Origin of the sequence: Parafrankia soli (assembly GCF_001854695.1) — a bacterium.
Classification (GTDB): domain Bacteria; phylum Actinomycetota; class Actinomycetes; order Frankiales; family Frankiaceae; genus Parafrankia; species Parafrankia soli.
The window spans coordinates 46,435-60,914 of the sequence record NZ_MAXA01000231.1; the positions used below are offsets into that span (position 1 = coordinate 46,435).

The 14,480-nt window shown below is 73.3% G+C and carries 14 protein-coding genes; 12 read left to right on the forward strand and 2 right to left on the reverse strand.

Annotation, left to right across the window (positions count from 1 at the left end; genetic code table 11):
* Positions 1 to 96 precede the first annotated feature (96 nt).
* Positions 97 to 1,014 carry a class I SAM-dependent methyltransferase gene (locus BBK14_RS23045; RefSeq protein ID WP_241831773.1) on the forward strand — a complete coding sequence of 306 codons (918 nt, stop codon included), beginning with the start codon at positions 97 to 99 and terminating at the stop codon, positions 1,012 to 1,014.
* A 45-nt stretch (positions 1,015 to 1,059) separates the two neighbouring features.
* Here the strand turns inward: BBK14_RS23045 and BBK14_RS23050 are convergent, their stop codons facing one another.
* The gene (locus tag BBK14_RS23050) at positions 1,060 to 2,274 is read right to left on the reverse strand and encodes a glycosyltransferase family 4 protein (RefSeq protein ID WP_241831774.1); all 1,215 of its coding nucleotides are present in this window, start codon (positions 2,272 to 2,274) and stop codon (positions 1,060 to 1,062) included.
* A 238-nt stretch (positions 2,275 to 2,512) separates the two neighbouring features.
* Here BBK14_RS23050 and BBK14_RS23055 point away from each other — a divergent pair, with 238 nt between their 5' ends.
* The gene (locus BBK14_RS23055; protein ID WP_241831775.1) at positions 2,513 to 3,280 is read left to right on the forward strand and encodes a class I SAM-dependent methyltransferase; all 768 of its coding nucleotides are present in this window, start codon (positions 2,513 to 2,515) and stop codon (positions 3,278 to 3,280) included.
* Here BBK14_RS23055 and BBK14_RS23060 read toward each other — a convergent pair.
* A complete protein-coding gene (locus BBK14_RS23060) occupies positions 3,255 to 4,151 on the reverse strand; it encodes a glycosyltransferase family 2 protein (RefSeq protein ID WP_071065349.1) in 897 nt (298 codons plus the stop codon). The genes BBK14_RS23055 and BBK14_RS23060 overlap by 26 nt on opposite strands.
* Before the next feature lie 311 nt (positions 4,152 to 4,462).
* Here BBK14_RS23060 and BBK14_RS23065 point away from each other — a divergent pair, with 311 nt between their 5' ends.
* From BBK14_RS23065 to BBK14_RS42960, 10 genes are all read left to right on the forward strand, one after another.
* On the forward strand, positions 4,463 to 5,251 hold the full coding sequence (locus tag BBK14_RS23065; RefSeq protein ID WP_071065350.1) for an energy-coupling factor ABC transporter permease: 789 nt from the start codon (positions 4,463 to 4,465) through the stop codon (positions 5,249 to 5,251).
* Positions 5,248 to 5,679, forward strand: coding sequence for a PDGLE domain-containing protein (locus BBK14_RS23070; protein ID WP_071065351.1), 432 nt, complete (start codon positions 5,248 to 5,250; stop codon positions 5,677 to 5,679). Before BBK14_RS23065 ends, BBK14_RS23070 begins: the two co-directional genes overlap by 4 nt.
* Before the next feature lie 26 nt (positions 5,680 to 5,705).
* Entirely contained in the window at positions 5,706 to 6,488 is a 783-nt protein-coding gene (gene cbiQ, locus BBK14_RS23075; protein WP_071065352.1) for a cobalt ECF transporter T component CbiQ, read from the forward strand.
* Positions 6,485 to 7,240 (forward strand): energy-coupling factor ABC transporter ATP-binding protein, encoded by a 756-nt coding sequence (locus tag BBK14_RS23080; RefSeq protein WP_071065353.1) that lies wholly within the window; start codon positions 6,485 to 6,487, stop codon positions 7,238 to 7,240. Before cbiQ ends, BBK14_RS23080 begins: the two co-directional genes overlap by 4 nt.
* 9 nt (positions 7,241 to 7,249) lie before the next feature.
* Positions 7,250 to 8,350, forward strand: coding sequence for a class E sortase (locus BBK14_RS23085; RefSeq protein WP_071065354.1), 1,101 nt, complete (start codon positions 7,250 to 7,252; stop codon positions 8,348 to 8,350).
* A gap of 802 nt (positions 8,351 to 9,152) precedes the next feature.
* Positions 9,153 to 11,108: a putative bifunctional diguanylate cyclase/phosphodiesterase gene (locus BBK14_RS23090; RefSeq protein ID WP_241831776.1), complete on the forward strand. Its 1,956-nt coding sequence runs from the start codon at positions 9,153 to 9,155 to the stop codon at positions 11,106 to 11,108.
* Between the two features lie 146 nt (positions 11,109 to 11,254).
* On the forward strand, positions 11,255 to 11,938 hold the full coding sequence (locus tag BBK14_RS23095) for an arsenate reductase/protein-tyrosine-phosphatase family protein (protein ID WP_071065355.1): 684 nt from the start codon (positions 11,255 to 11,257) through the stop codon (positions 11,936 to 11,938).
* Positions 11,939 to 12,005: 67 nt separating this feature from the next.
* Positions 12,006 to 13,655: a putative bifunctional diguanylate cyclase/phosphodiesterase gene (locus tag BBK14_RS23100; protein ID WP_241831777.1), complete on the forward strand. Its 1,650-nt coding sequence runs from the start codon at positions 12,006 to 12,008 to the stop codon at positions 13,653 to 13,655.
* Between the two features lie 250 nt (positions 13,656 to 13,905).
* Positions 13,906 to 14,265, forward strand: coding sequence for an IS5/IS1182 family transposase (locus tag BBK14_RS42955; RefSeq protein WP_071065356.1), 360 nt, complete (start codon positions 13,906 to 13,908; stop codon positions 14,263 to 14,265).
* The coding region (locus BBK14_RS42960) for a transposase (RefSeq protein WP_198541403.1) at positions 14,262 to 14,480 on the forward strand (219 nt) is incomplete at its 3' end. The genes BBK14_RS42955 and BBK14_RS42960, both read left to right, overlap by 4 nt.

The window sequence follows — 14,480 nt, forward strand, 5'->3', positions numbered from 1 at the left end:
GTCCTGTCAGGGTCGGACACTGTGACGCAGCGATCAGGCAGTCCGGAAGGATCTGCGGCTCCCGGACTCCCTGACGGTTCGGTGCCGGTTCCGGCGTTGGAACACCGGGCGCGCGTCGTACCGTCCGGATCCGCTGGCGCGCGCAACGGCCTCGGGGCGATCTGCGCTCGGGCGCTGCTCGCCGCGACACCGCAGGCCCGGCGGCCGGGCATGGCGCTGTGGCTGCTCGGGCCGGGCCCGAGCGGCCCCGACGGGCGGGACGACGGCGCGTGGCGTAGCCGCCGCTCCCGCGAGGTCTTCGTCCGCGACGTGCTCGCTCCCTACCTGGCGCCCGAGCAGGACCTGCTCGACGTCGGCTGCGGCCCCGGATACCTGGCCCGGGCGGTGGCCGGGCGGGTGTGGTCGGTGTCGGCGATCGACGTGTCCCGGGGCGCTCTCGCCTGCGCACGGGTGCTCAACCCGGCACTCAACATCGACTACCGGACGCCCCGGCAGTTCTTCGAGTCCGGCCGCCGGGTGGACGTCGCCGTGTGCCTCGCACTCGCCGAGCAGCTCGACGACCATGACCTGTCTGCCATGCTGACCTCGGTGCGGGCCGTCCTGCGGCCCGGGGGTCACCTGCTCATGCAGGTGGCGGTCGACGAGCCGGACGACGGGCTCGCCGCCGGGCCGGGCGCGCGCGGCGAGGGTGGCTCGCGGATGCGCGGTGGCGCACCGGCACGGCCGGGCCCGGGCACGCGGCGCCGCTCCGGGCCGCACCGCACCGTCCGGACCAGGGCGCGGGCGGCGCGGCTGGTCGAGTGGGCAGGCTTCACCCACGTAAAGATCATCACGGCCGCGGTGCCCCAGGTCGAGAACCCCGAGAGCGCCGAGACCCTGGAAGGCACTGGGCGCCTGGACGGCGACGGCGTGGTCCGGCGGCTCCTGGTGGCGCGGCGCCCGCTCGGCGCGCCGGCCGGCCATCAGGGTGCCGGCCTGGAGCATGCCTGCGAGGAACGCGCGGCGAGCGCCTGACACCCCGGATTGGCGGCCCGGGCGGCTTGCGGTGTCCGCGTTCCGCTACCGCACGGCCGGGGTTCCGGTCGTCCGGGGCGGCTGGCTCGCCGCAAGCACGTCCTCGGCGGGGGCCGGCACGACGGGCTCGCAGCCCAACAGGGTGTTGAACACGGCGCGGGTGTGGGCCCGCGGGTCGGTGCAGGCGCTCGCCCACTCCGCGGCCTGGCGGCCGGCGCGGGCCAGCCGGGCCCGATCGGCCAGCAGATCCAGCAGGACGCGCGCGAGCGCCTGCGGGGACTCGTCGGACGGCGTCCACCCGGTGTCGCCGTTGCGGTAGGCGTCGCGGGCGCCGCCCCGCGCCGGGCCGATCACCGCGCACCCGGCGAGCTGGGCCTCGAGCAGGGCGAGGCCGTACGCCTCGCCGCTCACCGGCGGTGACGTCCTGGTCCGGGTGCACAGGGCGAACAGGTCCGCCGTCGCGTAGAGCCGTGCCAGCGCCTCGTCGCCGGGGTTCTCATGCAGCTCGGTGTGCTCGCTGGCGGCGACGAGCTCGTGCAGGGCGCCGGGCGCGGGCCCCGGCCCGGCGACCACCAGGCGCACCGCGCCCAGAACGCGGCGGGCCTCGGCCACGGCCTCGACGAGGGCGGGCAGGCCCTTGGCCTCCCATTCGTCCAGGCGGAACACGCTGAGCACGGTGGGCACCGGCGGCAGCGGGCGCCGCCGGCCGGCCTCGGCGAGCAGCGTGTCCCGCCACCGCTGCTCGAGGCCCGGGGCGAGGACCGCCCCCACGCTGACCGCGCAGAGCGCGCCGGCGCCGAACGAGCTCGTCGTCACCGGGTAGAGCAGGGGATCGCGGCGAAGCAGCCAGCGCAGGTGGGGTCGCATCGTCCACATGTCCGTGCCGTGGAACAGGACGGGGACCCGCCGTGCGCCGGTGAGGTGTGCCGCCAGCATGCCCACCGGGATGAGATCGGCCCGCCCGACGACGACGCAGTCAAGCACGCCGAGTGCCCTCGTGCCGAGGGCGGTGTGCCACAGCGAGCGGCCGAAGTCGGTGAGCCTGGCGCCGGTGAGCCGGGCGGCGACGGGTTGGTCGGCGGCGGCGGCGCCGCCGGTGGTGGCGGTGGTGGTGGGCTGGGCGCCGGTGAGGGCGGGCGTCTCGGATGGCTCGATCCGCAGGAGCTCGGCACCGCCGGCGCGCAGCCGCGCCGCGATCACCGCGAGGTCGCGCGCCGCGTCCGGGTCCTGGCGGTCCGGTGACGGGCTGAGCAGGAGCACTCGCGGGCCGCCCGCACCCTGGGCCGGCGGACGGGGTGATCTGCGAAAGTGTGACACGGAGAGTGATACTAGTGAGTCTCCTGGTAGTTATCGCGTTACGCCCGGCCCGGTGTGGCTCCGTGTGGCGGGCGGTGCCTTGCGCGATGTCACCGACTACTACTGCTACTGTTTGTAGTGAGACAATCTCTTGGTGTAGTTGACTGGCGTATTTCCGAGCGTGAACCACAGGGAGCCGTCGATGCCCATGGACCTCCAATACCGCAATCCGGGGAATCGGGCCCTGCTCGACCTGCTCGACATCCCACCCGGCCGGGTCCTCGACTGTGGCTGTGGCGCCGGTGACAACGCGCGACTGCTGCGGCAACAGGGCTGGCAGGTCACCGGGGTGACGCTCGATCCGGCGGAGCTGGTGGCGGCCACCGCGGAGTGCGTCGCCACCGAGCTCGCCGACCTGTCCGCCGGGCTGCCGTTCGCGGCCGACGGGTCGTTCGACCTGGTCCTGCTGTCGCACATCCTGGAGCACCTGGTCGATCCCGCCGCGCTGATCGCGGAGGCGCGCCGGGTCCTCGCGCCCGGGGGGCGCATCGCGATCGCCCTGCCGAACGTCGCGCACTTCCGGCAGCGGGCCCTGCATCTCCTCGGCCGGTTCGAGTACACCGAGACCGGCGTGATGGACTCCACCCACGTCCGGTTCTTCACCGTCGAGACCGCCCGCCGGCTGCTGGAGACGAACGGCCTGGCCATCCTCGCCTCCGACGCCAGTGGCGGCCTGCCCTGGTGGCACAGCCGGCGGCTGCTCCCGCGAGAGCTGGTCGCGCGCGCCGACCGCTGGGCCCTGGCGAACCGGCCGAACCTCTTCGCCTGGCAGGCGGTGTTCCTCACCGTCCCGACGGGCGGGCCGGTACCTGTCGTCGAGCAGCGGAGCCGGCGGCACACCGAGGAGTCGGCCCGGCCGGTGCCGGCCGCCCCGCCCGGCCGGGTCAGCCCGGGGCCGTCCAGCGGGTGACACGTGGCTCGTCCGGGCTGGGATCACCGCTCGGCGGGAGCGCACCGAGCCCGTCCACCAGCCCGTGCAGGACGAGGGTCGAGCCCGCGCGCGGCGCGCCGCCGCGGAACAGGCCCAGGACGGTGGCACGGGGCAGCGTCACCAGAATCGTCCACGCCGTCACGAGAGCTGTGCGCCCGTGCCAGCGGCGGACGCGGGTGAACCACAGTCGGTTCCGCACCTCGTAGTAGCAGTAGTAGTAGTCGTGGTGGGCCGGCGAGGTGAGGCCACCACTGGCACGCCAGGCGCGCGCGGGGCTGACCACCACGCTCCAGCCGGCGCTGCGGGCCCGGTGACAGAAGTCGATGTCCTCGAAGCCGAGGAAGAAGCGGCCGTCCATCGGGACCCGCCGGTGGCACTCGGCCTTGATGAACATCGCCGCGCCGGAGACCCAGTCGGCCTCGCTCGGGCGGCTGGCCGGGGCCCGTCCCAGCACCTTTGACGCGACGAGGAACCTGGTGAGCCGGGCCGCGGCCGCCCGCACGCCGTCGGCCACGACGAGGGTCGGCGCGACGACGCCGATGTTGGTGCCGGTCAGCAGGTCGAGGCAGGTCGCGATGGTGTCCTCGGCGATCGCCACGTCGTTGGTGACCAGCAGGTAGGCCGACGCGGCGGGGAAGGCGTCCGCCGCGTGCCGGAAGCCGCCCCCGACCCCGAGATCGCGTGGGGGGAGGAGCCAGCTGACCCCCGGCGGGAGCTGGGCCGGCCGCGGGGACTGGTCGTTCGCGACGACGGCGACCTGGTCGATCTGGGCGGAGGCGTCCAGTCGGGTCGCGAGCCCGGTCGTCGGATCGGGTGCTCCCCAGTGGACTATCACCGCGACGGTCTTCATGGACTCACCTCGTGCGGACCTGCGCGGGCTGGTGTGGATGGGCCGTGGTGCGTGCTGGCCCGGGCGCGGGGTGCCGACTCCGGTGGCGCCCGGGCGGCAGCCCCACACCTTCGGGCTAAGAGTAGCGAAGAGATTACTGAAAGTGCTGGCTGGCGGGTGATGGTGTGGGCGCGTGGCGCACCAGCTGGTCGCCCGGACTCGGCGGAGTCAGGCGTTTGGTACTGCAAACTATTCGCAGCTGCGTATCCTTAGCGACCGAGGGCCGGTCGGGCGTCGCCGCCTGGTTCGGGCACCGCGGTCGAGGAGAGATCATGCATATCCCGGACGGATTCGTGGACGCACCGACGTCGGCCGCGTTCGGGGCGGTCGCCGTCGCGGGCGTCGGGTACGCGGTGAAACGCGCGGGCGATGAGGCCTCGGACCAGGTGGTCCCGCTCGCCGGGCTGTGCGCCGCCTTCGTCTTCGCGGCCCAGATGCTCAACTTCCCGGTGGCCATGGGCACCAGCGGCCACCTGCTCGGCGGTGTGCTGGCGGCGGTACTGGTCGGGCCCTGGCTGGGGGCGATCGCCATCGCCGTGGTGCTCGGGGTCCAGTCGCTGTTCGCGGACGGCGGGCTGACAGCGCTCGGCCTCAACATCACGAACATGGCCCTGGTCGGCGCGCTCGGCGGGTACGCCCTGTTCGCGCTGGTTCTGCGGCTCCTGCCGGCCCGCGCGCCGTCGGTCGCCGCCGCCTCGGCCGTGGCCGCGCTGATCACCGTGCCGCTGGCCGCCGGGGCGTTCGTGATCGAGTTCGCCCTCGGTGGGACGGTGGACCTGCCGCTCGGCGGCGTCGTCGGCGCGATGCTGGGAGTGCACGTGTTGATCGGAATAGGGGAGGCTGTCATCACGGCGGCGACGGTGAGCCTGGTCATGAGCACCCGGCCCGACCTCGTGTACGGCGCTCGGGATCTTCTCGACGCCCGGCGGCTGGAGATCCGCCCGCCGGCCGCGGCCGTGCCCACCGGCCACGGCGGCGGCACCGGTGCCGCCGCCGGCGGCCTCGAGCCCACCGCGACATCGGTGACCGGCCGCCGGGCGGCTTCGGGGAGCGAGGCATGACCGCCGGCGGGGCACGTCGCGGCAACACGCGTTTCGTTGTCGCGGGGCTGTTCGTGGCGTTCGTGCTCGCCGGATTCGTGTCCGGCTACGCGAGCTCGCACCCGGACGGCCTGGAGAAGGTCGCCGAGGAGAAGGGTTTCCTCGGCCAGGCCGACGACCACGCCTTCGCGAACTGGCCGCTCGCCGACTACGCCGTCTCCGGCATCGGCAACGAGCGCCTCGCCGGCGGCGTCGCGGGCGTCATCGGAGTGTCGATCGCCTTCGTCGTCGGTGGCCTGCTCGTCTTCGGGGCGGTCCGGCTGCGGTCCCGCGGGCCCGGCCGCGCGTCGGCTCCGACCGGTGACCGCGGGCCGGATGATCCGGGTCCTGGTGGTCCCGGCGGTGTGGGGACGGATGCGGCGGGTGCCGGCGCGGCACCCGCCGCCTGACCTCGCCGGCCGGGAACGGTCACGTCATGGGTGGCGCCCATGTCCTTGATCCCTACCATCCGGGCGGGAGTGTTCTGCACCGCCTGCCCGCCCAGTGCAAGATCGTGGCGACGTTCGGGTACGTCGTGTGCGTCGTGCTCACGCCCATCACCGCGGGCTGGGCGTTCGGGGCGCATCTGGCCGTCGTCGGCGGGCTGTGCGCGCTCGCCCGCCTTCCGCCCGGACTCGTCCTGCGCAGGCTCGCGGTCGAGCTGCCCTTCGTCGCGTTCGCGGTTGCCCTGCCGTTCGTCGTGCCGGGGGAGCGGACGGAGGTGCTCGGCGTGGCACTCTCCAGGCCCGGCCTGGAACAGGCGTTCGGGCTGGTCGCGCGGGCTACCCTGGGGCTGATGACGGTCATCGTGCTCGCCGCGACCACCCCGGCGCGGGAGCTGCTCGTCGGTCTGGAGCGGCTGCGGATGCCTCCGGTGATCGTCGCCGTGGCCTCCTTCATGATCCGGTATGCCGGTATCGTCATCGACCAGATGGGCCGGATGAGCGTCGCGCGCCGCTCACGCGCGCACGAGCCCCGGTCGCTGCTCGCCACCCGGGCGCTGGCGGCGTCGCTGGGAACGCTGTTCATCCGCTCCTACGAGCGGGGCGAGCGGGTGCACCTGGCGATGCTGGCCCGTGGCTACACCGGCGCGCTGCCCGGTGCGCTGCCCGGCCCGGCGCCGCGGCGGGCGCAGTGGGGCGCGGCGCTGTGCCTGGTCATCCTCGGTGCGGCCATCGCCGTACTGGGCCGGCGCCTCGACCTGGGCGCGCCGGCGTGATCGAGGTCGAGGGGCTGGCCTTCGCCTACCCGGACGGCCGCCAGGTGCTCTTCGGGGTCGACCTCGCGATCGCGCGCGGCGAGCGGGTCGCCGTCCTGGGACCGAACGGCGCGGGCAAGACGACCCTGATGCTCCATCTCAACGGCATCCTGACCCCCGGGGCCGGCTCGGTGCGGGTCGACGGCGTCCCCGTCACGGCCCCGAACATGCGGGATGTCCGCCGCCGGGTGGGCCTGGTGTTCCAGGATCCCGACGACCAGCTCTTCATGCCCACCGTCGGGCAGGACGTCGCCTTCGGCCCGGCGAACCTCGGCGTGCGCGGGGCGGACCTCGCCGAGCGGGTCCGCGAGGCGCTTGCCGCCGTCGGCCTCGACGAGTTCGCGGACCGGGCTCCCCACCATCTCAGCCTGGGGGAACGGCGCCGTGCGGCGGTGGCGACGGTGCTCGCCATGCGACCCGACGTGCTCGTCCTGGACGAGCCGTCGGCCAACCTCGACCCGGCCGGCCGGCGGGAGCTCGCCGAGGTCCTCACCGGCCTCGACCTCACCCTCCTCATGGTCACCCACGATCTTCCCTACGCGCTGCAGCTGTGCCCCCGGTCGGTGATCCTCGACGGGGGGGTGATCGCCGTCGACGGCGCGACGGTGGACCTGCTCGCCGACGAGGCACTGCTGGCCGCCCATCGGCTGGAGCTGCCGTTCGGCTTCGACCCTCGCTACTCAATTGCAAAGAGTACTGGTCTGATGCCTTAGGGTGATGGCATGGGTGGTGGGTCGACGGCCGCGGGACACGAAGAGGGCAAGGGAGTCGTCCTGCCTGCGCCTGATCCGCTCACGCTCCTACCACTGCCGGACCCGCCGACCGAACTGCCGCCCGCTGACCCGCCGACGGTTCCGCCGCCGGTCGACCCGCCAACAGACCTGCCGACCGACGTCGCCGTGGACCGGCCGGCGGACGCCCGGCCGACGCGGCGGCCCGCTGGCCCATCGGTCGTGCCGCGGGCCCGGCAGGCTGTGGACCCGCACCACGACCCCGGCGGCCGGCTGCCCGCCAGGGCACGCCGCGGACGACAGCCGGACCAGGCCGTGCGGCCGGGCCCGCCCGGCCCCGGCGGCCCCGGCGGGCCCGGCCGCCCGCGGCGGCGGTACCCGTCGGCGGCGCTGGCGGCTCGTCCGGTCGGCGGACGGGTCACCCGTGGCCTCGGCGAGATCATGATCACGGCGGGTGTGGTCGTGGTGCTCTTTCTCGTCTACCAGCTCTGGATCACCGACATCCTGGCGGCCCGGACGCAGAGTGACCTCCGCCAGGACCTGACCACCGCCTGGGCGCACAGGCCCCCGCCCCCCGCGCCCACCGGTGAGACCGACCCGCCGCGGGCCGTGCCGCCCGTCGACCTCGGTGAGGGGCTCGCGGTGCTACGGGTGCCGCGCTTCGGCGCGGACTACGCGCCGGTCATCGTCGAAGGCGTGTCAGCGGACGCGCTGCGCCGCGGACCAGGGCATTTCCCCGGGACGGCGATGCCCGGCGAGGTGGGGAACTTCGTCGTTTCCGGCCATCGCACGACGTACGGAAAGCCGTTCAGCCGGGTGGACGAGCTGCGGGTGGGCGATCCGATCGTGGTGGAGGTCGCCGATCGGTATTTCACCTATCGGGTGACCCGGTCGGAGGTCGTCGACCCACATCGGCTGGACGTGACCTATCCAGTTCCGGAACACCCCGGTATTGCGCCCACCAGCGCAATTATGACGCTGACGACCTGTCATCCGCGATTCTCGGCGCGGAGCAGACTTATCGTCTTCGCCGAGCTCGACGAGACCACGGACAAGACCGACGGACCACCTCCGGCGCTCGCGGACGAGTAGGGGGAACGAGAATGTACGGCTGGATCTACCGACACCTGCCAGGGCCCGGGAGGGTTCGGATCCCGCTCGCCGGGCTCCTGCTGCTKCTGACCGTCGCGTTCCTGTTGTTCGTCGTATTTCCGGCGGTCGAGCCACATCTGCCTGCTACGAGAGTAACGGTCGGCGACTAGCCGCGGAAGGTGCGGCGGCGTTGCTCCCTGTGGCATGGGGGTGGTCCGCTACCCCGGCGCCCCTTTGCTCTGGGCAGGCCACATGCAGGCCACATGTAGACCACGAAACGCCAATGTCATGGCGTTGTGCCGCCGAACGACGGCCGCTGGTTCGGAATTCGGCCGGCGAGGTGTTCCTCCGAGGAGAAGCACGCGGCCTGGTCCGGTTCCGCCGGGTCCGGAAATGCCGGGCGTCGGATAATCTGCCTACTCGTGTGGGTTACGCTCGCACACCGCGGGGACGAACGAACCATGCGCCGGCTGCCGCCCATCGATCGGGCAGCGGCCAAAGCGAAGGGGAGCTTCGTTCCGGGCGGAACAGGTTCGACTTCGGGGGCAAATCGTATGGTCAGGCAAATCAGTTCTCTGGTTGGTCCGGCGGGTGAGGGCCCGTGACGACGTCGGTGCGTGTGGGCCGGCTCCGGCGCCTCACCGCGCCGCGCACCGTGTCGCCGTGGTGGGCATCCGCCACGGCGGCGGCGGTGCCCCGCGGCGGTGGAATCGACAAACCGGCCGGCACTGAGGGAAAGCCCCGCCGCACTTCCGGTGCGATCCCGGATTCACGGGAGGGGACAGCCCCGGCAGGCCCGTGGGTGGGTCGGATACACCTGCCGAACCGGGCGGTGTACCCGGTAGCGCCGACGCCGGCCTCGGCGCAGCACCCGGACCAGGACCCGGCGCCGTATCCGGCCTCGCAGGCCGCCGGGTGGTGGGCCGGGACGCCGGGCCGCGGCGCCGTCGCCGTCCTCACGATGCTCGTCGTCTGGTACCTCGCCAGCCGGGCGCTGGTGCCGACCGCCGCGGTGACGATGTCGCTGGCGGCGGCCGCGGTGGCGTGGCTGCCGGCGTTCGGGCTCGGCGGGCGGGCCGTCGCGCTCGGCCGACGCCACCGCAACGGCACGGACGGCCTCACCGGCCTGCCGGGCCGCCGGTGCTTCATGCGGACCGCCTCCCGGTGGCTCGGCGGTGGCCATCGGGCCGGCGGCCCGGCGTCCGCGGCGCTCATCCTGATCGATCTCGACCGCCTGCGGGACATCAACGGGGCTCTCGGTCACGAGCACGGAGACCGGATGCTCGCGAGCGTCAGTGCTCGGCTGTCTTCGGTGATCCGCCCGACCGACCTGCTCGCGCGGGTCGACGGCGACGAGTTCGCGCTGTTGCTGCGGGGGACAGACCTCCCCGGCGCTGAGGCGGTCGTCCGGCGGATCCGCGACGCGCTCCGGCTGCCCGTCCAGCTGGACGACCTGCCGGTCCCGGCCGATGTCAGCATCGGCATCGCGCACGCGCCCGAGCACGGCCGGAGCGTGCAGGAGCTCATGGGGCGGGCCGAGGCCGCGATGTACGAGGCCAAGCGTTCCCACAGCGGCCAGCGCGTCTACAGCCCCGACTGCCAGCTTGGTAACCGCACCCGCCTCGGGCTGCGGGCCGACCTGCGGGAGGCCTTGGAAGACGGCCAGATCGAGCTGCGGTACCAGCCCAAGGCCGACATGCGCAGTGGTCGGATCAGCGGCGTCGAGGCGCTCGTGCGCTGGCGCCATCCGATCGACGGGCTGCGCCCGCCGGACATGTTCCTGCCCGAGATGGAACGCGCCGGCCTGATGGGCCGGCTGACCCAGCGGGTGCTGGACATCGCGCTGGCGGACTGTGCCCGCTGGCATCGCGCCGGCGCCGAGCTGGCGGTCTCGGTGAACGTGCCGGCGTCGGTCATCGTCGATCCCGGTTTCGTCGACCTGGTCCGCGGGTCGCTGGAACGTCACGGCCTGCCCGCGGCGGTGCTCGTCGTCGAGGTCACGGAGGACGGGCTGATCACGGTCCTGGAGAAGGCGCAGCGAACCCTTGCCGGTCTGCGTGACCACGGCGTGCGGGTCAGCCTCGACGACTACGGCACCGGTCTCTGCTCCCTMGCGTACCTCCGGGAACTGCCCGCCGACGAGGTGAAGCTCGACCAGCGGTTCCTGCGCGACATCGACCGGGACACGTCCGCGGCTGCGATCGTGCGCTCCACGGTCTCGCTCGCGCACGCGCTGCGGCTGCGCATCGTCGCCGAGGGGGTCGAGACGTCGCAGTCCTGGAACTATCTCGCGGCCTGGCAGTGCGACGAGGTCCAGGGGTACTTCATCTCGCGGCCGCTGGTCGGTGAGCGGGTGCTGAGCTGGCTGCGAGAGTGGGGCGACCGGTTCCGGCGGCTGCCCTCCCTGGGAGAGGCTCCCGCGACGGGCCCGATCAACGTCGGGTCCGTTACCCAGGGCTCCGTCGCCCGCGGGCCCGCCGCGCTGGCAGCAGGATCAGGATCGACAGCCGGATCGGGAGCCATTGCGCCGATCGGGAACGGCGCCGCCACGGCGGGCGGGAGGCGATCAACGCCTCGGCGCGGAGCGCGAGCGGCGCTRGGTGCCACGCAGCCCGTCACGTCGGCGCGGCCGGTGGCAGCCCCGTCCGCTACCGGCCCGTCGTGGCAGGCAGGTCTCCTGCCGCCGTCATCGCGTGGCGAGCGCGGGAGCCTGCGACGGCCGTCCCAGCCCGTTCAGGACGGACGCATGGCGGGTTAGCCGAGGTGATCGTTTCCGGCCCTCGCCATCTGGTCACGCGCTTCGCCGGCGGTGCGCGCAGCGGACCGATCCCGCTTGACTAGTATCCGTTCGGGCACTGTCGGTAGTTGGTGTCGTAGGTGCGGCGAGGATGGGCGGGTAGCGCGATGGCCAGGCGCTCGGAGAACATCGGGGAGCGTGCCGACTGGTCGGTGCTGATGGTCTGCACCGGCAACCTCTGCCGCTCGCCGATGGCCGAGCGCCTGGCCGCGGCCCGCCTGCATCGTCTCACGGCGGCGGCGGGCCTGCCTGGCCCACCGGAGGCTTCGGCCCGGGTCAGCAGCGCGGGTGTGCGGGCGTTTCCCGGCGCGCCGATGGAGCCGACGGCCGCGGCGGTGCTGCGCGAACGCGGCGTGGACGACACCGGGTTCCGCTCGCGTCAGGTCACGCCCGTGATGGTGGTGCAGGCCGACATCGTGCTCTGTGCGACGCGGGCGCATCGGGCCCAGATCGTCGAGCTCGTACCGCGCGCCGTCCGGCGGACCTTCACCCTGCGGGAGTTCGCGCGCCTGACGGAGGCGGTGGCATCGTCGCACATCGACGAGCTCGCCGGTGAGGTCGCCGGCCGCCATCCCAGCGGCCGGCTGCGCGCCGCCGGAATGGCGCTCAGGACGGCGGGCGCGGGCGCGCGTGGCGTGGCGCCCCCGGACGCTCCGGATGACGACGACCTCGGGGATCCCCTCGGCGGCGGCCTCGATGACTTCCGCGCGTGCGCGGATGCCATCGAGGCCGCTCTCGAACCGCTGGACCGGCTACTCGCCGCCCTCCTGGGGGCCACCGCCCCCAGATGACCGGCGCAGGGCCGGTGAGCAAGCTGACCGGCCCGGTGACGCCGAAGGGCTCGACCGCGCTCGCCAGGTGAACCGTGTCGAGCGGTCGGGTGATCTCGGCCGGCTGGGCGGCGGTGACCGCATGCTGGCCACCGTCAGCGCGCGGCTGCGTTCCGTGCTGCATCCCGCCGACCTGCTCGCGCGGGTCGACGGCGACGAGTTCGCAGTACTGCGGCGGGACGTCGACCTCGCCGGCGCCGAGGCGGTCGCCCGGCGGATCCGGGAGGCGCTGAGAATCCCCGTCCGCCTGGACGACCTGCGCGTCCAGGCGGACGTCAGTGTCGGCATCGCCCATGCTCCCGAACACGGGCGCGGCATCCTGGAGCTCATGCGGCGGGCGGAGGAGGCGATGTACGCGGCCAAGGGGTCCCACACCGGCCAGCGTGTCTACGACCCTGCGTGCCAGCTCGGCGACCGTGCCCAGCTGGGGCTGCGGGCCGACCTGTGGGAGGCGCTGGACGGCGGCCAGATCGAGCTGCGGTACCAGCCCAAGGCCGGCATGCGCAGCGGCCGGATCAGGGGTGTCGAGGCGCTGGTGCGGTGGCGTCATCCCACCGGCGGGCTCCGTCCGCCGAACATGTTCCTGCCCGAGATGGAACGCGCCGGCCTGATGGGGCGCCTGACCCAGCGGGTCCTCGACCTCGCCCTTGCCGACTGCGCCCGCTGGCACGCGGCCGGCGCCGCGCTGGCCGTGTCGGTGAACGTGCCCGCCTCGGTCATCGTCGACTGCGGATTCGTGGACTTGGCGCGCGATTCGCTGAAGCGCCACGGCCTGCCCGCGTCGGCGCTCGTCGTCGAGGTCACCGAGGACGGGCTCATCACGGTCCTGGAGCAGGCGCAGCGGACCCTCTACGGTCTGCGTGACCACGGCGTGCGGGTCAGCCTCGACGACTACGGCACGGGCCTGTGCTCGCTCGCCTACCTGCGGGAGCTCCCCGCGGACGAGGTGAAGCTCGACCAGCGCTTCCTGCGCGACATCGACCGTGACTCCTCGGCAGCGGAGATCGTACGGTCCACGGTCTCGCTCGCGCACGCGCTCCGGCTGCGCATCGTCGCCGAGGGAGTGGAGACCTCCAGGTCATGGGCGTCGCTGGCAGCCTGGCAGTGCGACGAGGTCCAGGGATACTTCGTCTCCCGCCCGCTGGTCGGGGAACGGGTGCTGAGCTGGCTGCGGGAATGGGGCGACCGGCTCCGGTGGCTGCCTTCGGTGGGGGAGCCTGCTCTGACGGGTCCGATCAGGGTCACCACCGCCCCGCGTGGCATCCGTGCGCACTCGGCGGCTACCGCCGCGAACGTCCAACCTTCCTTGCCCTCAGTAGGGGCAGCCCCCGCCGCGTCCGTCGCGACGGCCTCGATGACCACATCGGCCCCGCCGTTGCGCCCTGGGCCTCCCGCGCCGCCGAACGGCTCCGCGCCCGTGGCCGGCCCCGCGTCGCTCCCGAGCGCGCAGGCCGGATCCGCAAGCCGGGTCGCGACGGCGTCGATGATCGCCTCGGACCCCCCATCGGCGCTGGTTCAGTGCCCGATGGGGCGCAGCCACCCCCGTCCGCCTATCCCCTGCGTGCCGTACCCGCCGGCCGCCCAGGCCTGTGGTCGATGGGATTCCGTATGTCGCAGCGTGCTGATGCCGGAAACCGGCGATCGTCCAGCCAGCTCGCGCGCGATGGGCGGCGTCTGACGGGATAGGCGCATCGAGCGCCGGGATCCGCTGGCCTCGCGTCGGAATACGCCGGGTCTGGACCGCTGATTACCCATTCCGCCATCCGGCGTCGCACGTCTGAGCAGGGAGCGGCCGCAATCGTCACGAGCTGTCGACAGGCGCCGTGAGGGGCAGGAGGGAGCCAGAAAGGTGCTGATAGCGCCGGCAACGAGACTCTTAGAGCGTGTCTTGTGTGGCGGCTCTGGGTACATCTCTGATCATGGATGTGATGGAGAGCAGCCTTGCTCTGCGGCTGGTCCCGGACGATCTGTGGGAGCTGGTGGAACCGCTGCTGCCTCGGTTCGAGACCCGTCGGCAGGGTGGCGGGACTGCGCCGATCGAGGATCGGGCGGTGTTCACCGCGGTGGTCTACGTGTTGACGGCGGGGTACGCCTGGCGGCATCTGCCGGAGGAGTTCGGGGTGTCGGTACCCACGGCGCACCGCCGGTTCCAGGCCTGGACCCGGGCGGGGGTCTGGCCTCGGCTGCACCGGGCGGTGCTCGACGCCCATGGTGTGGCCGGGCAGGTCGACTGGTCGTCGGTGATCGTGGACGCGGCGAGTCTGCGGGCGAAAAGGGGGGATCTTTGACCGGTCCGAACCCGGTCGATCGTGGCAAAGCAGGCTCGAAGCTTCATGTTCTGACCGACGGGGGTGGGTTGCCACTGGTCGTGGCGGTCTCGACGGCGAACCTGCACGACAGCCAGGTCCTCCTCCCGCTGGTCGCGAGTATCCCGGCGATCCGTTCCCGGTGCGGCCCGCGGCGGCGCCGACCGGACAAGCTGCGGGCGGACAAGGCCTACGAC

Coding starts and splice junctions, on each gene's coding strand:
- cbiQ (WP_071065352.1), top strand. CDS start 5,706: ATGGGTGGCGCCCATGTCCTTGATCCCTACCATCCGGGCGGGAGTGTT.
- BBK14_RS23065 (WP_071065350.1), top strand. CDS start 4,463: ATGCATATCCCGGACGGATTCGTGGACGCACCGACGTCGGCCGCGTTC.
- BBK14_RS42955 (WP_071065356.1), top strand. CDS start 13,906: ATGGAGAGCAGCCTTGCTCTGCGGCTGGTCCCGGACGATCTGTGGGAG.
- BBK14_RS23070 (WP_071065351.1), top strand. CDS start 5,248: ATGACCGCCGGCGGGGCACGTCGCGGCAACACGCGTTTCGTTGTCGCG.
- BBK14_RS23060 (WP_071065349.1), bottom strand. CDS start 4,151: ATGAAGACCGTCGCGGTGATAGTCCACTGGGGAGCACCCGATCCGACG.
- BBK14_RS23095 (WP_071065355.1), top strand. CDS start 11,255: ATGGCCAGGCGCTCGGAGAACATCGGGGAGCGTGCCGACTGGTCGGTG.
- BBK14_RS23055 (WP_241831775.1), top strand. CDS start 2,513: ATGCCCATGGACCTCCAATACCGCAATCCGGGGAATCGGGCCCTGCTC.
- BBK14_RS23085 (WP_071065354.1), top strand. CDS start 7,250: ATGGGTGGTGGGTCGACGGCCGCGGGACACGAAGAGGGCAAGGGAGTC.